Here is a 19,748-nt window from a genome sequence, read left to right on the forward strand (position 1 = left end):
CCCGCTAGTACCAAATGCTAGCGGGTCAAGGATAATCGTGCCATTGCAATCGCGGCGTTGCGCACCAGATGCGGCGTCAGGCCGCACCGCCGTCGCCATCCTCCACCACCGGGCCGTCGACCACGTCGACTTCGGGCGCGTCCTCGTCGCCCTGGTCGGCGATCCGCGCGACCGAGACGACCTTCTCGCCCTTGCGGGTGTCGAAGACCTTCACGCCGCCCGCGCTGCGGGAGCGGAAGCTGATGCCGTCGATCGGTGTGCGGATGGATTGCCCGGTCGAGGTGGCGAGCATCAGTTGGTCGTCCATCTCGACGGGGAAGGCCGCGACGATGGGGCCACCGCGCGCGGCTTTGTCCTGCGCGCTGACGCCCATGCCGCCGCGCCCGCGCACGGGGTAATCGTGGCTGGACGACAGCTTGCCCGCGCCGCCTTCGGTGATCGTCACGATCAGGTCCTCGGCCGCCGACATCTCGGCGTAGCGCTCGGTCGAGAAGTTCGGATCGGCCGGGGCCTCCTCCTCCTCGGCATCGGCATCGTCGCCGAGGCCCGCCATCGCGCGGCGCATCTTGAGATAGGCCGTCCGTTCTTCCGAGGTCGCGTCGAAATGCCGGATGACGGCCATCGAGACGACCGCGTCATCCTCGCCCAGCCGGATGCCGCGCACGCCGGTCGAGGCGCGCGAGTTGAAGACGCGCACATCGGTCGAGGAGAAGCGGATCGCGCGACCCGAGCGGGTCACGAGCATCACGTCGTCATCGGCGGACGCGATGCGCGCGTTGATCATGCGCCAGCCCTCTGTCTCGCCTTCGAACTTCATGGCGATCTTGCCGTTGCGCATGACGTTGGCGAAATCCGACAGGCGGTTGCGCCGCACGGTGCCCCGGTCGGTCGCGAATACGACCTGCAGCTCGTCCCAGTGGTCCTCGTCCCGGTCGATGGGCAGGATCGCGGCGATGCCGGTCCCCGTCTCGATGGGCAGCAGGTTCACGAGCGCCTTGCCCTTTGCGGTCCGGCCCCCCTGCGGCAGGCGCCAGGTCTTGAGCTTGTAGACCATCCCGTCGGTCGTGAAGAACAGAAGAGGCGTGTGCGTGTTGGCCACGAAGAGCGTCGTGACGACGTCGTCTTCCTTGGTGGCCATCCCACCGAGGCCCTTGCCGCCACGGCGCTGCGCCCGGAAATCGGCCAGCGGGGTGCGCTTGGCGTAGCCGCTCGCGGTGATGGTGACGACCATGTCCTCGCGCTCGATGAGATCCTCGTCCTCCATGTCGCCGGACCAGTCGGTGATCTCGGTGCGGCGGTCGACGGCGAACTGCGTACGAACCTCGCGCAATTCGTCCGAGATGATTGTCAGGATGCGGGCCCGGCTGCCGAGGATGTCGAGGTAGTCCTTGATCTTCTCGGCCAGCGCCTCGAGCTCGTCGGTGACCTCCTTGACCCCGAGCTGTGTCAGGCGTTGCAGCCGCAATTCGAGGATGGCGCGGGCCTGACGCTCGGACAGGTTGTAGGTGCCGTCGTCATTCGCCGTGTGGGTCGGATCGTCGATCAGCTCGATATAGGGCAGGATGTCGCCTGCAGGCCACCGCCGCTCCATCAGCTTCTGGCGCGCATCGGCGGCGTCGGCCGAGGCGCGGATGGTCGCGACCACCTCGTCGACATTGCTGACGGCCACGGCCAGACCGCAAAGCACGTGGGACCGGTCCCGCGCTTCGTTCAGGAGGTATGCCGTGCGCCGCGCGATCACCTCCTCGCGGAAGTCGAGGAAGGAGGTCAGGAACCGGCGCAGGGTCAATTGCTCGGGCCGGCCGCCGTTCAGGGCCAGCATGTTGCAGGCAAACGACGTCTGCATCGGCGTGAAGCGGAAGAGCTGGTTCAGCACCACCTCGGCCGTCGCGTCGCGCTTCAGCTCGACCACGACGCGGACACCGACCCGGTCGCTCTCGTCCTGGACGTGGGCAATGCCCTCGATCCGCTTGTCCTTCGCGGCCTCGGCGATCTTCTCGATCATCGTGGCCTTGTTCACCTGGTACGGGATTTCGTCGAGGACGATGGCGTAGCGGTCCTTGCGGATTTCCTCGACCCGCGTCTTGGCGCGGACGATGACGCTGCCGCGCCCTTCGAGATAGGCCTTCCGGATGCCCGTGCGCCCGAGGATGATGCCGCCCGTGGGAAAGTCCGGGCCCGGCACGATCTCCATCAGCGCCTCGTCCGAAGCGTCCGGCGTTTCGATCAGGTGCAGACAGGCATCGATGACCTCGCCCAGATTGTGGGGCGGGATGTTGGTCGCCATGCCGACCGCGATGCCGCCCGCGCCGTTGACGAGCATGTTCGGGAAGCGTGCGGGCAGGACCGACGGCTCCATGTCCTTGCCGTCGTAGTTCGGGACGAAATCGACCGTGTCCTTGTCGATATCGGCCAGCAGCGCGGCGGCCGGCTTGTCCATCCGGACCTCGGTATAGCGCATGGCGGCCGCGTTATCGCCGTCCATCGAGCCGAAATTGCCCTGTCCGTCGAGCAGCGGCAGCGACATCGAGAAGTCCTGCGCCATCCGCACCAGCGCCTCGTAGATCGCGCTGTCGCCATGCGGGTGGTACTTGCCCATGACGTCGCCCACCGGGCGCGCGGACTTGCGGTAGGACTTGTCGTGCGTGTTCCCGGTCTCGTGCATCGCGTAGAGGATGCGGCGGTGGACGGGCTTCAGGCCGTCGCGCAGATCGGGGATCGCGCGGCTGACGATGACCGACATCGCGTAGTCGAGGAACGAGGTCCGCATCTCGTCGATGATCGACACCTGCGGTCCGTCGTGATGCATCGGCACGCGGGGGGTCTCGTCGTCGCCCTCGGGCGGGGTCGTCTCGTCGCTCATGCAGGTCTCCGACGGGGCGCGCCCCGGTCAATATCTAGTCTGCGATCTCTGTATCACCCCCTCGATATGGGCTCAACGACCTGTTGCGCCAAGTCCTTGCAGCCGGAGCATTCGAGTGCCAACGCCCCGTTTTCATTGATCGTAAGGGAATGGGTGTCACGCTGCGACGAAGGAGGTGCCGCCCATGGCCGCAACACCCGCCCCCGATCCCCGCTCAGAGACCGAGCTGATGCTCGCCGGATACGGTTTGACGACGGCCGAGATGTACTACCACATGCCCGACCATCCGCATGTGCTGAACACCTTCATCTGGCAGGATTACGACCTCGCGCCGGATCATCCCCGCCTCTTCCGGTTCATCGAATTCTGGGGGCAGGAGATCGAGGGCCCGCTTCATTCGATCCGCTTCGCGCATCGCAAGATGATCGCGCCGGGCGAATGGCGGAACGTGACCGGGGAGTTCACGCTACATTGACCCTGGCGGGGCGTTTCACGCTCAGCGCAGGGACCGCGACCGCGCGGCCATCAGCCAGACCACCACGAGGCCCGCCGACAGGACGGCGTTCCAACCCGCCATCGTCAGCCCGAGTTGCCAGACGATATCGTCGCACATCACAAGCGTCTCGGGGATGTCGGTGCTCAGAAGGTCGCCGCCGCTGAGCCCGCCCAGCGCGTCGCCGCCGCCGGTGCAGGAGGACGGCCCCTCCCACCAGCCCTGTTCGACGCCCGCGTGATAGGCCCCGATCCCAGACGTAACCGCCGCTGCCGCCGCCCCAACGAGGGCCATCGCGCGCGGCATCACCCCCGCGAGTGCCACGAGGCCGATCAGGATCGCCGCCGCGTGAGGCCAGCGCTGCCAGAGGCACATCGCGCAGGGCGCGTAACCCAGCGCCTGGAACACGAAGGCCCCGCCCAGAAGGCCGACATGACCCAGTGTGGCATAGGCGATGAGACGTCTCACAAAACCCTCAGCAGCAGGAAGCCCCCGAGGAGGAGGGCCATGGCGAGGGTAAACATAAGGCCGAGGCGGCGCTCGATGAAGTCCCGCACGGGCGGCCCGAACTTCCACAGAAGCCCCGCGACGATGAAGAACCGCAGGCCCCGCGCCACGATGGACGAGACGATGAAGACCGGAATCGAGAGGCCCGTCGCCCCCGAGAGGATCGTGATGACCTTGAACGGGAACGGCGTGATGCCCGCGATCAGGACGGCCCACGCGCCCCAGTCGTTGTAGCGCGCGGTGAAGCCGTCGAAGCTGTCGGCCTTGCCCAGCGCGGTCAGCACCGGCTCGCCGATCGTCTCGAAGGCCAATGCCCCGATGGCATAGCCCAGAAGCGCGCCGAGGACGCTGGCGATCGTGCAGACGGCGGCGATGCGGAAGGCGCGATGGGGCGCCGCGATCACCATCGGAATCAGCAGGACGTCGGGCGGGATCGGGAAGACGGAGCTTTCGATGAAGCTGACGGCCGCGAGCACCCAGAGCGCGTGGCGATGGGCGGCCCAATGCAGGGTCCAGTCATAGAGTGCGCGCAGCATGTCGGGGGCGGTCCCATGGAACCCCGGCCGGGTCAAGTTAGATTGTCTTCTGCACAACCGACACGGGAGTCCGATCATGCGGTGGAGAGGCCGGCGCGGGAGCGCCAATATCGAGGACCGTCGTGGACGGCGTGGGGGCGGCAAGGCCGCGGTCGGTGGCATCGGCGGATTCGGACTGATCGCCGTCCTTCTGATCGGCTGGTTCTTCGGCATCGATGTCACCCCGTTCCTGTCGGGCGGGGGCGGCGGCTTCCAGACCTCGGCCCCTGCGGGCGAGAGCCGACCCCTGTCCGAGGCCGAGCGGCAGGAGGGGCAGTTCGTGTCCGTCGTGCTGGCTGATACCGAGGAGGTCTGGGCCGAGATCTTCCGCGAGCAGGTGGGGCAACCTTACGACCCGGCGACGCTGGTGCTCTTCAGCCAAGTGACCCAGTCGCCCTGCGGCGGCGCGTCGGGCGCAACGGGCCCGTTTTACTGCCCGGCGGACGAGAAGGCGTATCTCGACACGGCCTTCTTTACGACGCTGGAGCGGCAGCTCGGCGCGCGGGGAGACTTCGCCGCAGCATACGTCGTGGCCCACGAGATCGCGCATCACGTCCAAAACGAGCTGGGCATCCTGAGCCAGGCCAACGCGATCCGGGCGCAGTCATCGACCGAGCAATCGAATGCCATCTCGGTGCGGATCGAGCTTCAGGCCGATTGCTACAGCGGGATCTGGGCGCGCTACGCACAGGCCCGCTTCGGCGCGATCGAACCCGGCGACCTCGAGGAGGCGGTGAACGCCGCGCGCGAGATCGGCGACGACACGCTTCAGCGCGAAGCGGGCCGCGTGCCGCGGCCCCATACCTTTACCCACGGCACGTCCGAGCAGCGCGCGCGCTGGTTCATGACCGGCTACCAGACCGGCGACATGACGGCCTGCGACACGTTCTCGGCTGACAGGCTGTGATTGACGGCGCCGGGCCGCACGCGTAAGCGCGGCCCCGCTGCCCGTGTGGCGGAATTGGTAGACGCAGGGGATTCAAAATCCCCCGCCGCGAGGCTTGTCGGTTCGAGTCCGACCACGGGTACCAAAGGCAGCAACGCGCTCCGCGCGGTAAACGATTCGCTCGAATGGCGTTAACCATTTCCAATCCGGCGACGTCGGAGATGACGTTGCGTCGCGTAATCCGAAACAGAGCAGTTCCGGGCCGCCACATTTCTGACACATTCCGTCACAATTTCGGAAACGACCGGCTTACCGACGGGCCGATACACTGCGGATGTCCCGTGGCGATCCGGCCAGTGGGCGAAGCCGATCGCGCCTTGCGGAGCAGGGATAGGCGAGACTCCGCCGCGCGGGTTAACGTTTCCGTTCGGGCAACCCGTTAACGGCACAATCAGGGCCGCTCCGACATTTTCGTTTCGTGAGAATGGTTAACGCGGACGGGGCTGCCCGGATTGTGCCGCAATGGGTTGGATCAGGGTCAACCATCCGTTAAGACCGAGGGACGCCCGACTGGGGGGCGATGTCTGCTGGCCGTTGGGGCGGTCGCACGAGCTTAGGGTCCGGGGTACGGATTCGGCACAGGTACGCGGATGTGCGCCGATACGCGCACATCGCTGGTCCGTCGGGGCCCGCGTTCCCTGCCGTCGTGTCGCCCTCTCTGACCCGTTCGCGCGCCGCCGCCTTCGTTTTCGACAGCACATCGTTCCCCCGAGGGCCGGTAACGTAACCGACCACGGAGATGCCGTCGTGACATTCGATCTGCCCGTCGCCCGCCATCGCGGCGCCTGTCGCCCGCGCTCCGTGGTGATCCGCCATTCGTTCATTGTTTGCCGAAATGCCGCGCGGCGTCCGCGCCACGGCGCGGCATAGGGGAGTCACTGCCATGACCACGACAATCGATTTCAATTCCTTCTCGGCCGGCACGATCATCAACGATCAGCTCGATGGCGTCACCGTCACCTCGGGCAACGGGCACAACCCGCCGATGATCTTCGACACAGCCCACCCGACCGGCGGCGACTACGACCTGGCGACCAGCAACCTGGGCAAGGTTCTGATCCTGTCCGAGGACGGCGACAGCCACGATCCCGACGACGAGGCCCATGGCGGGATGCTGACCTTCGACTTCGACGGCGAGGTCGACATGCACTCGATCACGGTGCTCGACGCCGACGAGCCGATCTGGATCAAGCTCTACGACGAACACGGCAACTTCATCCGCCAATATGACGTGACCACCGCAAATGGCGGCCAGAAGGTCGTGCATCTCGACACCGAGGGCGTCGGCAAGATGGTCGTCAAGTTCGACGGCTCGGGCGCGGTGGACAACATCGTCTATGACGCCGGGCAGGGCGATGGCGTTGTCAACGGCACCGCGGCGGGCGAACTGATCGACACGACATACGTGGATGCGCAGGGCGATCGCGTCGACGCCAATGACGCGATCGGCGTGGCTGGCACGACCGGAAACGAGGACCTGATCCTGGCCGGCGGCGGACACGACACCGTCTACGCGGGCGAGGCGGACGACATCGTCTTCGGCGGCACCGGCAACGACAAGATCTTCGGCGAGTCCGGGGACGATACGCTGAACGGCGAAGACGGCTGCGACACCATCGACGGCGGCAAGGGCGACGACCTGATCGACGGCGGCGCGCATGGCGATGCGCTCTATGGGGGCGAGGGGGCGGATACGATCCTCGGCGGGTCGGGCAACGACCAGCTGAGCGGCGGCGCGGGCCATAACGTCCTCGACGGCGGGTCCGGTCGCGACACGATCTTTGGCGGCGATGATGCCGACACCATCGATGGCGGTTCCGGCGACGACAAGATCGAAGGCCGCGGCGGTGCCGACAGCATCGACGGCGGCGCGGGCGGCGACCTGATCACGGGCTACGACGCCACGTCGATCAAGAACGGCGACACCTCGGTTGCCAGCGACGACGGCGCGGCCGACACGATCGACGGCGGTGACGGAAATGACACCATTCTCGGCGGCAAGGGCGACGATGTCCTGTCGGGTGGCGCGGGCGATGACGTCATCGACGGCGGCAAGGATGACGACCTGATCTTCGGCGATACCGGCGGCACGAAGGGCGCGCCGATCTGCGGTGCGCGCGAAAGCTTCAACTGGTCGCACGCGCATGGCTACGGTGACGAGGTCGCGCGCGACAGCCTCACCCAGGACACGGGCGAGGTCACCGTCTCGTTCACGACCACCAAGGAGGTCGGCACCGTCCGCAACCAGTTCGAGACCGACGACCAGAACGTCGACGGAATCGACAGTGGCAGCGAGACGATCAACGACAATTCGTCCTTCGGGTCGATCATCCGGGACGACGAGTTCGCGGCCGAATACGCGTTCGACTATTCCGGCCCCGTCTGCGATGTTTCGTTCAACATCAATGACATCGACGGCGACGGCAAGGTCACGGTCGTGGCCTACGATGCCGACGGCAAGCCCGTCCCGGTCACCCTGACCGGCGGCTCGAACCTGACCGTCGCGGGCGGCATGGCCAGCTCGAATGGCGGCTATCAGCCCGACAGCTCGGACGACTACTCGGTCACCGTCGACATCGCGGGCCCGGTCAGCCGGATCGAGATCCTGCACGAGATGACCGGCGACGCCGATTCCGGCATCAACATCACCGATGTGTTCCACGCACCCGTCATCGGCTTCGAGGATCCGACCGGCATCGCGGGCGACGACCTGCTGACGGGCGGCGACGGTGCCGACACGATCTTCGGCGAGGCCGGGGACGACACGATCATCGGCGGCGCAGGGCAGGATGAGCTCTTCGGCGGCGACGACCGTGACACGTTCATCTCGGTGACCCCGGGCGACGTCATCGACGGCAACGAAGGCGGCGACGATTTCGACACGCTGGACCTGACCGGCGTGGACGCGATCGTCGAGTTCGACCCCGACAATGCCGAGAACGGCACGATCTTCTTCACCGGCCCCGATGGCAAGCCGACCGGCGAGACCGCCAGCTTCGTCAACATCGAGAACGTCATTGGCGGCGTCGTCCGGGACGGCATCGTCGAGGGCACCGAAGATGGCGAGCTGATCGACATCGACTACACCGGCGACCCCGATGGCGACTTCGTCGACAACGATGATGCGCTGCTTCCGGGCGAGGTCGGCGACGACGACATCATCCTGGCCGGCGGCGGTGACGACACCATCCTCGCCGGTGACGGTGATGACGAAATCGACGCGGGCGACGGCGACGACAGCGTCGAGGCCGGGATCGGCGACGACCTGATCGAAGGCGGTGCGGGCAACGACACCATCTTCGGCGAAGAGGGCGACGACACCCTGCTCGGCGGTCTCGGCGACGACAGCCTTTCGGGTGGCGACGGCAACGACTCGATCCGCGGCCTGAGCGGCGAGGACACGCTGGACGGCGGCGACGGCGACGACACGCTGCGCTCCGGTGCGGACGGCGACTCGGTCATCGGCGGGCTCGGCAACGACCTCATCACCGGCAATGGCGGCGCGGACACCATCGTCGCGGGCGTCGTGGGCTCGCCCGACCTGGGCTATCCCGGCCTCTTCCCGTCGGATGACGATCCGAACGACGATCGCGACAACGTCGAAGGGCGTGGCGGCGACGACTGGATCTCGACCGGCGACGACGACGACACGATCAATGGCGGCTCGGGCCGCGACACGATCGACGGCGGCTTCGACCGCGACCTGATCGACGGCGACGACGGCAACGACTTCATCGTCGGCGGCGAGGGGTCGGACACGATCCTCGGCGGCTCGGGCAACGACACGATTTACGCGGGCTTCGGACCCGGCGCGCCCGACGCGCTGAACATCCCCGATGATCGGGATCTGGTTCAGGACAACGGTCGCGACGTGGTCGATGGCGGCATCGGGGACGACCTGATCTTCGGCGCCGACGACGATGACAGCCTGTCGGGCGGCGAGGGCAACGATACGCTCTTCGGCGAGATCGATGAGGACACGCTCGATGGCGGCGCCGGCGACGACAGCCTCGATGGCGGCGACGGGGACGATTCGATCACCGGAGGGACCGGCAACGACACGATCGTCGGCGGCGACGGGCTCGACACGCTCTCGGGCGGGGACGATCGCGACGTGTTCCTCGGCGGCAATGGCGGCGACACGGTCGACGGCGGTGCCGGTGGTGACGACTTCGACACGCTGGACCTGACCGGCGCGGGTGTGGACCGGGTGGAATACACCTCGGCCGACCGCGAGGATGGCACCGTCTTCTTCGACGACGGAACCACGCTCGGCTTCACCGAGATCGAGAACGTCGTGCCCTGCTTCACGCCCGGCACCCTGATCGCGACGCCGAAGGGCGAAGTTCCGGTCGAATCGCTGAGTGTCGGCGACCGGATCATCACCCGCGACAACGGCATCCAGGTCGTGCGCTGGATCGGGTCGCGCAGCATGGAGGCCGCCGAGCTGGCGGCCGATGGCGCGCTGCGCCCGGTCCTGATCCGTGCGGGCGCTCTGGGTCACGGCCTGCCCGAGCGGGACATGAAGGTCTCGCCGCAGCACCGGATGCTGATCGCGAACGATGAGACCATGCTCTATTTCGACGAGCGGGAGGTCCTGATCGCGGCCAAGCATCTGGTCGGTCGGCCCGGCATCGAGCGCGTCGACCCCGAGGACACGACCTACATCCACGTGATGTTCGACAATCACGAGGTCATCCTGTCCGACGGCGCCTGGACCGAGAGCTTCCAGCCCGGCGACCAGACGCTCAAGGGTCTGGGCGCGCCGCAGCGCGAGGAGATTTTCGCGATCTTCCCGGAATTGCGCGGCCACGAGGGCCGGGTCGCCTATGTCGCGGCCCGCCGGATGCTCAAGCGCAAGGAAGCCGAGCTTCTGGCCCGCTGATCCACGATCGCATCGCCCGGGGCCATCGCCCGCGGGTCGAGCCCAGGGGGCGCGGGTGACCGCGCCCCTTCGCGTTTGTATCGCCCGGCATCCGTGATATTCGCTGCGGGATCACAATGATGGGGGCCCGGGATGCGGCGCTGGCATTTCTACGTCATGGGGGCGATCGCCCTCGTCTACGGTCTCCTCGCGATGGCGGAATACGTCTTCGTGGCCTACGGGATGCGCACCGGCTGGATGGCGCTCTACTCGGACGCGCAGATCGCATGGCTCGGCTCGATTCCCGGCTGGGTCCACGGGGTGTGGGGCGCGCATGTCACGCTGGCGCTCGTGGGCGCGCTCTGCCTGCTGGCGCATTTGCGCCCGGCGGTCTGGATGCTGGCTTTCTCCTTCCTCACGCTGGTCGTGCTCTATGTCTGGATGCTGGTCGTGGCCGAACCGTCGGTCATCGCGATGGCGGGCGGCGGCACGTCCGCCTGGCTGGCGCTTGGCGGCGTCCTGCTCCTGTCCTTCCTGATCTACCTCTACGCGCGGCAGGAAAAGCAGGTCGGCGAAGTCCTCTGATCGGGTGGACCGCCACCGGCGCGGCTGCTAGTCCAACCCGACTGTAACGCTCGGGTATTTGGGTGACGACGCAACTCCGCCTCGAGGCCAAGGGCCTGACGCGCACCCTTGGGGGGCGGAACGTCGTCGACGGGATTGACCTGTCGGTCGCAGCCGGGCGCGTCACCTGCCTTCTGGGGCCGTCTGGCTGTGGCAAGTCGACGACGCTGCGGATCATCGCCGGCGTCGATCGTCAAGATGCGGGCACCGTCACGCTGAACGGACGTCTGGTGGCCGACGACCACGTCCATGTCCCGCCCGAGCGGCGGGGCGTCGGCCTCATGTTCCAGGATTTCGCGCTCTTCCCGCATCTCAACGTCACCGATAATATCGCCTTCGGCCTGCCGCGGGGCGCCGCGACCGGCCAGCGCGTGGCCGAACTCCTGCGGCGCATCGACCTTGCAGGCTATGGCGATCTTCATCCCCACCAGCTTTCGGGCGGCGAACAGCAGCGCGTCGCGCTGGCCCGTGCGCTGGCGCCCCGGCCCGACATCATGCTGATGGACGAGCCGTTCTCGGGCCTCGACAACCGGCTACGCGACGAGATCCGCGATGCCACCCTTGCCATGCTCAAGGAGGAGGGGACCGCCGTCCTCTTGGTCACGCACGAGCCCGACGAGGCCATGCGCATGGCCGATGAGATCGCGCTGATGCGCCACGGGCGCATCGTGCAGCGGGCCGCGCCCTACAACCTCTACAACACGCCCGCCGACCGAGATGCTGCGGCGTTCTTCAGCGATATCAATATCCTGCATGGCGACGTGCATGGGGCGCTGACGCAAACGCCCTTCGGCCAGTTCCTGGCCCCGGGGCTGCCGGACGGCACGGCGGTCGAGATCGTCTTCCGCCCCCAGCATGTCCGGCTGGATTTCGACCGGGGCGGACGCGGACCGGCGCCGACACCGACCGAGGGCGTGCCCGCGCGCGGCCTCGTGCAGCGGGCGCGGTTCATGGGGAAGGAAAGCCTGATCGAATTCCTGATGGATGATGGCAGCACCGTCGTGACCGCGACGGTTCCGGCGGTGTTCCTGCCGAAGCCGGGAACCGTTCTCTGGCTGTCCATCCGCCGGGATCGGTGTTTCGTCTTCCCTGAGACCTGAAGTCCGGACGCGCGAAAGCCGCCCCCGGGGCGGGGGGCGGCGCGTATCGCGAGAGGCAAGTGGGAGTGGCGGTCAGCCGCCCCAGGTGCGGACAACGCCGCAATCGACATGGGTGAAGTTCGAACCGGAATACTTGCCGACACCGCCGGCACCGCAGCTGGCCGCCGCGCGGGCGACCTGGCGCACGGAGCGCGAGGACAGGCGAAGATCGGCGGCCTGGCCCTGAAGGTGCAGCGAGTTCCGCGCCACGCCGCGCGACCGCGCGCGCAGGGCCCGGTTCGTCGCCGGCGAGCGGTATCCCGACAGCAGCAGGAACGGCTCGGACGCGTCCACGAGGTTGTGGGTCGCCGCGATGATGTCGAGGGTGCGGTTGTCGATCTGCTTCACCTCGTTCCGACGCCAGTCGCGGAAGAAGAAGTTGATCTCGTTCATGGCGTCGCGGACGTATTTGCCCTCGATCCAGTAGATCGTGTCCATGCTCTCGCCCGTCCGGGCGTTGTGCATCTTGATGCGGCGGATATCGCCGCCGCCACGCAGGAATCCTGCGGCATTCGAATAGGTGGGTGCCGCGGTGATCGCCGTTGCGGCGAAAGCCCCGAGCAGCCCACGACGAGAAATCGTGGAAGTCCGGCCCGATAGATCGGTCATGTGTGTCTTGCCCCGTTCACTGTTCGCGATCGACGTTGCGATCACTTCTGCCTCATCCCCATGTGACGAGACGGATGTGGCATAAGTTTGGCGATTCCCCGAATCGCGCACCGCGGCCGGAGACAATTGCGCGGAAATCCGCCAATTCGCGAACGGGATGGAACTCGTCCGCATCTGTTGCTCCCGAGCCTACGCGCCAGAAATTGGCAAATCGTGAATGGACTCGCATTTCCTTGACGTTAGGGTCGTCTGGACTGCCGAAGGACCGCATCATGATACCGAAAATCTCCGCCCTGGCCGCGGCGCTGATCCTCGCGGCGTCGCCCGTCGTCGCGAAGCCGCTGGTGACGCCGCTGCAGCAGGCGGTGGCGCAAGCCGCGTCCGAGGACGACGCCATCGCGGCATTCTACCGGTCGCGGAACTTCACGCCGATCTGGATGGGCGAAGGGGCCGAGACGCGCCGCGCGGCCTTCCTCTGGGCGCTGGATGCCGCGGCCGATCACGGTTTGCCGACCGGTCGTTACGACGCGGCCACGATCCGCAGCGATTTCGCCGCCGCCCGCACCGGCGCCGATCGCGGCGCGCTCGAGGTCGAGATGACGCGGCGCTTCTTGCGCTATGCCCAGGACGTCAGCTCGGGCATCCTCGATCCCCGCCAGGTCGACCGCTCGATCGTGGTCGAGGTGCCCAAGCGCGACTGGCTCGAACAGATCACCGCGTTCACCGAGGGCGATCCCTTCGCCTTCGTCCAGAGCCTCTGGCCGACCTCGCCCGCCTACACGCGTCTTCTCCGCGAGAAGCTGCGGCTGGAGGAAGCGCGTCGTGCCGGCGGCTGGGGCGCCACGGTGCCCGGCGGCACGCTGGCGCTCGGCGCGCAGGGACCCGCCGTCGTGGCGCTTCGCAACCGCCTGATCCGCATGGGGTACCTCCGGCGCTCGGCCGTGTCAGGTTTCGACGAGGCCATGGCCTCGGCCATCCGTGCCTTCCAGGTCGACCACGGACTGACCCCGGACGGCGAGGCCGGGGGCGCGACGCTGGCCGCGATCAACGTGCCGCTCGAAGACCGGATGGCGCAGATCGTCGTCGGACTTGAGCGACAGCGCTGGATGAACAAGCCGCTGGAGCAGCGGCATGTCCTCGTGAACCTCGCCGAACAGCACGCCTACGTGGTCGATGACGGCAAGGTCACCTTCGACACGGTCGTCGTCGTGGGCGCCGACACGCCCGACCGTCGCACCCCCGAATTCAGCCATACGATGACGCATATGGTCATCAATCCGTACTGGCACGTCCCCCGTTCGATCACGGTCAACGAGTATCTGCCGGCCCTGCGCCGGGGCGGAGCCCGTCACCTGGAGGTCTATTCGCGCAATGGCCGGGTCAACCGGAACGCCATCAACTTCAGCCGCTACACCGCGCGGAACTTCCCCTACAGCCTCAAGCAGCCGCCGGGGCCGCGCAATGCGCTCGGGCGGGTGAAGTTCATGTTCCCCAACAAGTACAACATCTACCTGCACGACACCCCGTCGCGCAGCCTCTTCGCCCGCGACGTGCGGACCTTTAGCCATGGCTGTGTCCGCGTCGGCCGCCCGCTCGAGCTGGCCTATCACCTGCTCACCCCGCAGGAGGCGGACCCCCGCGGTCATTTCAACGGCATCCTCGCCAGCGGGCGCGAACGGCGCGTCAACCTCGAGGAGCCGATCGGCGTCCACCTCGTCTACTGGTCCGCCTGGGTCACGCCGACGGGGCGCGCCAACTATCGCGGCGATCCCTACGGGCGTGACGTAAGGGTGCTGCGCGCGCTGCGCGAGGCCGGGGTGGAACTGAGCGCCGGGCGGAGTTAAGTCCCCGCCGGGGCACGCCGCTCCGAGGGCCGAAGATGTTCACCCTGCAAGAGATCGCGGACACGTTGGGCCGCCCCGTCCTCGGTGACGGGACGCTCCGGCTGCGGCGTGCGTCCGAGCCTTCTGCGGCCGGGCCGGACGATCTCGCGCTGGCGATGTCGCCCGCCTATGCCGACGCGCTGACCTCGGGGGCCGCCCGCGCCGCCATCCTTTGGGAAGGGGCGGACTGGGCCGCGATGGGCCTCGACGGCGCGGTGACCGTCCCGCGCGCGCGACTGGCGATGGCCGGCATCACCGCCGCGCTCGACCCCGGACCGCGAATGGCCGATGGTATCCACCCGTCTGTCGTCATCGACCCCACCGCCGCGATCGGCGTCGGTGCGGCCATCGGACCCTTCGTACAAGTCGCCGCCGGTGTGCGGATCGGCCGACGGGTCCGTATCGGGGCCGGCACCGTCATCGGCGCGGAGGCTACGATCGGCGACGATGCCCAAATAAGTCCGCGCGTTGTCATCGGGTCGCGCGTCACCTTGGGCGACCGCATCGTGATCCAGCCCGGCGCGGTGATCGGCGGCGACGGCTTCAGCTTCGTGACCGAGCACGAGAACGGCGTCGAGCGCGCCCGCCGCAGCCTCGGCGACCAGGGCGAGATCGTGCCCCAGCCGTGGATCCGCATCCATTCGCTGGGCGCCGTGACCATCGGTGACGACGTCGAGATCGGGTCGAACGCCACCATCGACAAGGGGACCGTGGCCGACACGACCATCGGGTCCGGCACCAAGATCGATAATCTTGTCCATATCGGCCACAACAACCGCATCGGGCGGGACTGCCTGATCTGCGGGCAGGTCGGCATGGCCGGAGGCAGCACCGTGGGCGACCGCGTCGTGCTCGCCGGGCAGGTCGGCGTCAACGACAACATCGAGATCGGCGACGACGTGGTCGCCGGCGGGGCCACCAAGATCTTCACGCGGGTCAAGGCTGGCGACGTGATCCTCGGCTATCCGGGCACCGCGATGGAGACGAACATGGCGATGTACAAGGCGCTCCGCCGTCTGCCGCGGCTGGGCGAACAGGTGGCCGAGCTTCGCAAGACCGTCACGGCGCTTGTCCAGAAGGGTCGCGATGACTGACCTGCGCGCCCGCATCCACGCCATCCTCGCCGAGCAGGCGATGATCGATGTCGCCGACGTCTCCGACGAACAGTCGCTGGCGGATCTCGGCATAGATTCCATGGGTGTGGTCGAAGCGATCTTCGCCATCGAGGAGGCGTTCGACATCCAGGTGCCGTTCAACGCCAACGCCCCCGAAGCGAGCGCGTTCGACATCTCGTCCGTCGGAGCCGTCGTCGCGGCGGTCACCCGTCTGGTGGAGACCCAGCACGCATGAGGCGCGTCGTCATCACCGGCGCGGGCACGGTCAACGCGCTCGGCTCGGATGTGGATGCGACGCTGGCGGCGATGCGGGACGGGCGCTCGGCCATCGGCCCGCTCGACATCCGCGACGTCGAACGGCTGTCGGTGACCGTCGGCGCGCAGGTCCGCGACCACGACGAAACGGCACTCTTCGACCGCAGCGAATTGGCGCTCTATGACCGCTACACCCAGTTCGCGCTCCGCGCCGGAGCCGAGGCCGTCGCGCAGGCCGGGCTTGCGCTGACCGAGGTCGAGAGTCTGCGCGCGGGGGTCGTGCTCGGGACCTCGGGCGGCGGGCTGAACACGCAGGACGACAATTACCGCGCGGTCTACGAAGGCGGCAAGAACCGCGTCCATCCCTTCGTCGTGCCGCGCCTGATGAACAACGCCGCCGCCGCGCATCTCTCGATGCGGCACGGGTTGCGTGGACCGTCCTTCACGGTTTCGACCGCCTGCGCGTCGTCGAACCATGCCATCGGGCAGGCCGCCCAGATGATCCGGGGTGGCGGCGCGGATGTCATGCTGGCCGGTGGCGCCGAGGCGATGCTCTGCTTTGGCGGCATCAAGGCGTGGGAAGGCCTGCGGGTCCTCGCGCGCGATACCTGCCGGCCCTTTTGTGCGACCCGGACCGGCATGGTGCAGGGCGAAGGGGCGGGGGTCTTCGTCCTTGAAGAACGCGACAGGGCCATGGCGCGGGGCGCACGGATCCTGGCCGAGATCGCCGGTTTCGCGATGACTTCTGACGCGGCAGACATCGTGCAACCGTCGCAGGACGGCGCCGAGCGCGCGATGCGCGGCGCATTGGCGGATGCACGGCTCGACCCCGATGCCGTCGGCTATGTCAACGCGCATGGCACCGGGACGGTAGCCAACGACCGCATCGAGAGTGCCGCGATCGGCGCGGTCTTCGCCGGCGCGCCGCCTCCGATCTCGTCGACCAAGGCGATGCACGGCCACTGCATTGGCGCGACGGGGGCGATCGAATTGCTGGCCTGCATCATGGCGCTGCGTGATGGCGTTCTGGCGCCGACGGCCAACTGGTCGGCGCGCGACCCGGATTGCCCCTGGGACTACATCCCCGGCGAGGCCCGGGACGCACGCGTGACGGCGTGCCTGTCGAATGCGTTCGCCTTCGGCGGCATGAACGCGACACTGGCGCTGACGGCCCCCTGAACGAAACCGGGCGGCCCCCTGGGACCGCCCGGATCGTCATCGTGGTCGCGCGTGCGTCACTCGGGGTTCGGCACCTCGACGGCGGCATAGCCCGCGGTGAAGCCCGTCAGCGACATGGTCAGCTGCGCCGCCTGGTCGGGGGCCAGCGCCGGGACCACGACCAACGTGGCGGCGTTGCCGGCCCGGAACGACGCGATGTCGGCGGCGCTGAACCCCATCCGGGCATAGCAGCCGGACGCATCGCAGAAGCTGAACGGGTAGCGGCGCGGCTGGCCGCCATCGACCGTCAGCGTGACCTGCGCGGTCAGAAGCGTCTGGAGCGGCGTCAGGACGGTCGCGCCCGCGACGATCTCGCCCCCGTCGGGGACGTCGAAGAAGTTCACGTCGGCCGTCGGATTGCCGTTCTGATCGCTCATTCGCTGGTAGAGCTGGCAGGGATCGTCCTGCCCCTCGGGCGCGCGAAGGCACCGAACCTCCCAGTCGCCATGCTCCTCGCGGACATAAATCTCGGGACCGCCACCGGCCGCGGCGCCGACCGCGGTGCCCGTCGAGAGCGCGCCACCCGGGGGCGGGGCCGCGGTCTCGCCATCGGCGTTCGCATCGGTCGCGGCGTCGGCCGGAGCCTCCGCCGGGGCGTCGGTCTCGGTCGTCGTCGCGGGGGCCTCGGCCTCCTGCGCGTGAAGCGGCGCGGCGAGGATCAGGCCCAGCGCGATCAGCGCGGCGGCCCGGCGCGAAGCGGTTCGGATGGGGGTCATGTACGGGTCTCCTGCAGGGTCGGTTTGGCCCGCCTTAGCATGGCCGTTCGGCGGGGTGCAGGGGGATTGTGGCGCGGCCCGATCCCCACGGGCGTGGACCCCGATCCCCAGACGCAGAAAAGGGCCCGTGAGCAGGACCCTTTTCCGTCTTTTTTTCTCTCCCTGCCGGACTGGCCGACTAGATATGGAGCGGACCCTAGGCCGCGATTCCCCAGCCGTCAACGCGGTTTTTCGTGACGTGCAGGTCACGGGAAACGCACGAAAAAAGGGCCGCACGACGAAGAAGCCGCGCGGCCAGTCGACAGGGAGGGTGGGCACGGCGCATGGTGACGCCCCGCCCGCATCTGGTATGGCAGGGCGGGATTAACATGCCGTGAACGGCACCGGGGGAACGAAATGAACGCAACGAACGGGATCTTCGTGGGTGGTGGCGGCGCGGACTACGCGACGCCCCAGCATCTGCGGCTGGACTACGCCAATCGGCACGGCCTGATCGCGGGGGCGACCGGCACGGGCAAGACCGTCACGCTCCAGATCCTCGCGCAGGGATTCTCGGACGCAGGCGTCCCGGTGATCCTGTCGGACGTGAAGGGCGACCTCTCGGGCCTCGCCATGGCGGGCAGCGCCGACCACAAGCTGCACGGGCCGTTCATGGAGCGGGCCGCGAAGATCGGCCTCGACCTCGGCTACGAGGCCACGCCGGTGACGTTCTGGGACCTCTACGGCGAACAGGGCCATCCCGTGCGCACGACCGTCTCCGAGATGGGGCCGCTTCTGCTGGCGCGGCTGATGGAGTTGACGGATGCGCAGGAAGGCGTGCTCAACATCGCGTTCCGGGTCGCCGACGAGGAGGGGCTTGCGCTCCTCGATCTCAAGGACCTGCAGGCGCTGCTGGTCTGGGTGGGCGAGCATCGCAAGGACCTGTCGCTGCGCTACGGCAACGTCTCGACGGCCAGCGTCGGTGCGATCCAGCGGCGGCTCCTGCAACTCGAAGGGCAGGGCGGCGCGAACCTCTTCGGCGAGCCCGCGCTGGAGTTGGACGACCTCATCCGCCTGGCGTCGGACGGGCGCGGAATGGTGAACATCCTGGCCGCCGACAAACTGATGGCCGCGCCGCGCCTCTACGCGACCTTCCTACTCTGGCTCCTCTCCGAGCTCTTCGAGCAACTCCCCGAGGTGGGCGATCCCGAGAAGCCGAAGCTCGTCTTCTTCTTCGATGAGGCGCATCTCCTGTTCGACGGGGCGCCCAAGGCTCTGGTCGACAAGGTCGAGCAGGTCGCGCGCCTCATCCGATCGAAGGGCGTGGGTGTGTTCTTCGTGACCCAGAACCCCGAGGACGTGCCCGAGGACATTCTGGGTCAGCTCGGCAACCGCGTGCAGCACGCGCTTCGCGCTTTCACCGCCAAGGACCGGCAGGCCCTGCGGCAGGCCGCGCAGAACTACCGCGAGAACCCGCGCTTCGACATCGAGGACGCCATCCGCGAGGTCGGGGTGGGCGAGGCCGTGACCTCGCTTCTTGAGCGAAAGGGCATCCCCGGAGTCGCCGAGCGGACGCTGATCCGCCCGCCCGCCTCGCAACTCGGCCCGATCACTTCGGCGGAACGGCGGCAGGTGATCTCGGGCACGGGCCTGATGGGCAAATACGAGGCGGAGGTCGACCGCGAGAGCGCATTTGAAATTCTCGGGGCGCGAGCCGAAAAGGCCGCCGCCGACGCAGCCCGCGCCGAAGCCGAGGAGGAGGCCGCCGAGGCGCGCGAGCGCGAGTACAAGGCCGGCCGCCGCTATTCCGGCGAGCGCGTCAGCCCTTCGACCTCGCGTCCGCGCAGCCGCGGCGATTCCGTCGGCACGACCTTCGCGAAGTCGGTCGCGCGCCAGCTCGGGACGCGCGCGGGCAAGGCACTGGTGCGCGGCGTCCTCGGCGGGCTCTTCCGCGGACGCTGA

15 protein-coding genes and 1 tRNA gene are annotated in these 19,748 nt (G+C 67.9%); 11 read left to right on the forward strand and 5 right to left on the reverse strand.

Annotated features, from left to right (window positions below; translation table 11 throughout):
* Positions 1-76 precede the first annotated feature (76 nt).
* Positions 77-2,863 (reverse strand): DNA gyrase subunit A, encoded by a 2,787-nt coding sequence (gene gyrA, locus ACK8OR_RS02405; protein ID WP_410187874.1) that lies wholly within the window; start codon positions 2,861-2,863, stop codon positions 77-79.
* 184 nt (positions 2,864-3,047) lie between these two features.
* On the opposite strand from gyrA, the gene ACK8OR_RS02410 reads away from it, so the two are divergent.
* A complete protein-coding gene (locus ACK8OR_RS02410; RefSeq protein WP_410187875.1) occupies positions 3,048-3,338 on the forward strand; it encodes an usg protein in 291 nt (96 codons plus the stop codon).
* Positions 3,339-3,359: 21 nt separating this feature from the next.
* On the opposite strand, the gene ACK8OR_RS02415 is transcribed toward ACK8OR_RS02410, so the two are convergent.
* Together ACK8OR_RS02415 and ACK8OR_RS02420 are read right to left on the reverse strand one after the other, a co-directional pair.
* On the reverse strand, positions 3,360-3,824 hold the full coding sequence (locus tag ACK8OR_RS02415) for a disulfide bond formation protein B (RefSeq protein WP_410187876.1): 465 nt from the start codon (positions 3,822-3,824) through the stop codon (positions 3,360-3,362).
* Positions 3,821-4,399 carry a YqaA family protein gene (locus tag ACK8OR_RS02420; RefSeq protein WP_410187877.1) on the reverse strand — a complete coding sequence of 193 codons (579 nt, stop codon included), beginning with the start codon at positions 4,397-4,399 and terminating at the stop codon, positions 3,821-3,823. Before ACK8OR_RS02420 ends, ACK8OR_RS02415 begins: the two co-directional genes overlap by 4 nt.
* A gap of 76 nt (positions 4,400-4,475) precedes the next feature.
* Here ACK8OR_RS02420 and ypfJ point away from each other — a divergent pair, with 76 nt between their 5' ends.
* The 5 genes from ypfJ (at position 4,476) to ACK8OR_RS02445 (ending at position 11,972) form a co-directional block, all read left to right on the forward strand.
* Positions 4,476-5,345 (forward strand): KPN_02809 family neutral zinc metallopeptidase, encoded by an 870-nt coding sequence (gene ypfJ / locus ACK8OR_RS02425; RefSeq protein WP_410187878.1) that lies wholly within the window; start codon positions 4,476-4,478, stop codon positions 5,343-5,345.
* 39 nt (positions 5,346-5,384) lie between these two features.
* A tRNA-Leu gene (locus ACK8OR_RS02430) sits at positions 5,385-5,469 on the forward strand.
* Between the two features lie 798 nt (positions 5,470-6,267).
* Positions 6,268-10,269: a Hint domain-containing protein gene (locus tag ACK8OR_RS02435; protein WP_410187879.1), complete on the forward strand. Its 4,002-nt coding sequence runs from the start codon at positions 6,268-6,270 to the stop codon at positions 10,267-10,269.
* 132 nt (positions 10,270-10,401) lie between these two features.
* Positions 10,402-10,833 (forward strand): hypothetical protein, encoded by a 432-nt coding sequence (locus tag ACK8OR_RS02440; protein WP_410187880.1) that lies wholly within the window; start codon positions 10,402-10,404, stop codon positions 10,831-10,833.
* 62 nt (positions 10,834-10,895) lie between these two features.
* On the forward strand, positions 10,896-11,972 hold the full coding sequence (locus ACK8OR_RS02445) for an ABC transporter ATP-binding protein (RefSeq protein ID WP_410187881.1): 1,077 nt from the start codon (positions 10,896-10,898) through the stop codon (positions 11,970-11,972).
* 72 nt (positions 11,973-12,044) lie between these two features.
* Here the strand turns inward: ACK8OR_RS02445 and ACK8OR_RS02450 are convergent, their stop codons facing one another.
* Positions 12,045-12,620, reverse strand: a complete 576-nt coding sequence (locus ACK8OR_RS02450; RefSeq protein WP_410187882.1) for a YcbK family protein — start codon at positions 12,618-12,620, stop codon at positions 12,045-12,047.
* Positions 12,621-12,892: 272 nt separating this feature from the next.
* On the opposite strand from ACK8OR_RS02450, the gene ACK8OR_RS02455 reads away from it, so the two are divergent.
* The 4 genes from ACK8OR_RS02455 to ACK8OR_RS02470 are packed head-to-tail and all read left to right on the forward strand — an operon-like array spanning position 12,893 to position 17,052.
* Positions 12,893-14,464: a L,D-transpeptidase family protein gene (locus ACK8OR_RS02455; RefSeq protein WP_410187883.1), complete on the forward strand. Its 1,572-nt coding sequence runs from the start codon at positions 12,893-12,895 to the stop codon at positions 14,462-14,464.
* A gap of 35 nt (positions 14,465-14,499) precedes the next feature.
* The gene (gene lpxD, locus ACK8OR_RS02460) at positions 14,500-15,597 is read left to right on the forward strand and encodes a UDP-3-O-(3-hydroxymyristoyl)glucosamine N-acyltransferase (RefSeq protein WP_410187884.1); all 1,098 of its coding nucleotides are present in this window, start codon (positions 14,500-14,502) and stop codon (positions 15,595-15,597) included.
* Positions 15,590-15,853, forward strand: coding sequence for an acyl carrier protein (locus ACK8OR_RS02465; protein WP_410187885.1), 264 nt, complete (start codon positions 15,590-15,592; stop codon positions 15,851-15,853). The genes lpxD and ACK8OR_RS02465 overlap by 8 nt, the downstream gene beginning before the upstream one ends.
* Positions 15,850-17,052 (forward strand): beta-ketoacyl-[acyl-carrier-protein] synthase family protein, encoded by a 1,203-nt coding sequence (locus ACK8OR_RS02470; protein ID WP_410187886.1) that lies wholly within the window; start codon positions 15,850-15,852, stop codon positions 17,050-17,052. The genes ACK8OR_RS02465 and ACK8OR_RS02470 overlap by 4 nt, the downstream gene beginning before the upstream one ends.
* 56 nt (positions 17,053-17,108) lie before the next feature.
* Here ACK8OR_RS02470 and ACK8OR_RS02475 read toward each other — a convergent pair whose 3' ends face one another.
* The gene (locus tag ACK8OR_RS02475) at positions 17,109-17,807 is read right to left on the reverse strand and encodes an invasion associated locus B family protein (RefSeq protein WP_410187887.1); all 699 of its coding nucleotides are present in this window, start codon (positions 17,805-17,807) and stop codon (positions 17,109-17,111) included.
* A gap of 396 nt (positions 17,808-18,203) precedes the next feature.
* On the opposite strand from ACK8OR_RS02475, the gene ACK8OR_RS02480 reads away from it, so the two are divergent.
* A complete protein-coding gene (locus ACK8OR_RS02480) occupies positions 18,204-19,748 on the forward strand; it encodes a helicase HerA-like domain-containing protein (protein ID WP_410187888.1) in 1,545 nt (514 codons plus the stop codon).

The organism is Jannaschia halovivens (assembly GCF_046452375.1).
GTDB lineage: Bacteria > Pseudomonadota > Alphaproteobacteria > Rhodobacterales > Rhodobacteraceae > Jannaschia > Jannaschia halovivens.

Coding starts and splice junctions, on each gene's coding strand:
- gyrA (WP_410187874.1), bottom strand. CDS start 2,863: ATGAGCGACGAGACGACCCCGCCCGAGGGCGACGACGAGACCCCCCGC.
- ACK8OR_RS02410 (WP_410187875.1), top strand. CDS start 3,048: ATGGCCGCAACACCCGCCCCCGATCCCCGCTCAGAGACCGAGCTGATG.
- ACK8OR_RS02420 (WP_410187877.1), bottom strand. CDS start 4,399: ATGCTGCGCGCACTCTATGACTGGACCCTGCATTGGGCCGCCCATCGC.
- ypfJ (WP_410187878.1), top strand. CDS start 4,476: ATGCGGTGGAGAGGCCGGCGCGGGAGCGCCAATATCGAGGACCGTCGT.
- ACK8OR_RS02435 (WP_410187879.1), top strand. CDS start 6,268: ATGACCACGACAATCGATTTCAATTCCTTCTCGGCCGGCACGATCATC.
- ACK8OR_RS02440 (WP_410187880.1), top strand. CDS start 10,402: ATGCGGCGCTGGCATTTCTACGTCATGGGGGCGATCGCCCTCGTCTAC.
- ACK8OR_RS02450 (WP_410187882.1), bottom strand. CDS start 12,620: ATGACCGATCTATCGGGCCGGACTTCCACGATTTCTCGTCGTGGGCTG.
- ACK8OR_RS02455 (WP_410187883.1), top strand. CDS start 12,893: ATGATACCGAAAATCTCCGCCCTGGCCGCGGCGCTGATCCTCGCGGCG.
- lpxD (WP_410187884.1), top strand. CDS start 14,500: ATGTTCACCCTGCAAGAGATCGCGGACACGTTGGGCCGCCCCGTCCTC.
- ACK8OR_RS02465 (WP_410187885.1), top strand. CDS start 15,590: ATGACTGACCTGCGCGCCCGCATCCACGCCATCCTCGCCGAGCAGGCG.
- ACK8OR_RS02470 (WP_410187886.1), top strand. CDS start 15,850: ATGAGGCGCGTCGTCATCACCGGCGCGGGCACGGTCAACGCGCTCGGC.
- ACK8OR_RS02475 (WP_410187887.1), bottom strand. CDS start 17,807: ATGACCCCCATCCGAACCGCTTCGCGCCGGGCCGCCGCGCTGATCGCG.
- ACK8OR_RS02480 (WP_410187888.1), top strand. CDS start 18,204: ATGAACGCAACGAACGGGATCTTCGTGGGTGGTGGCGGCGCGGACTAC.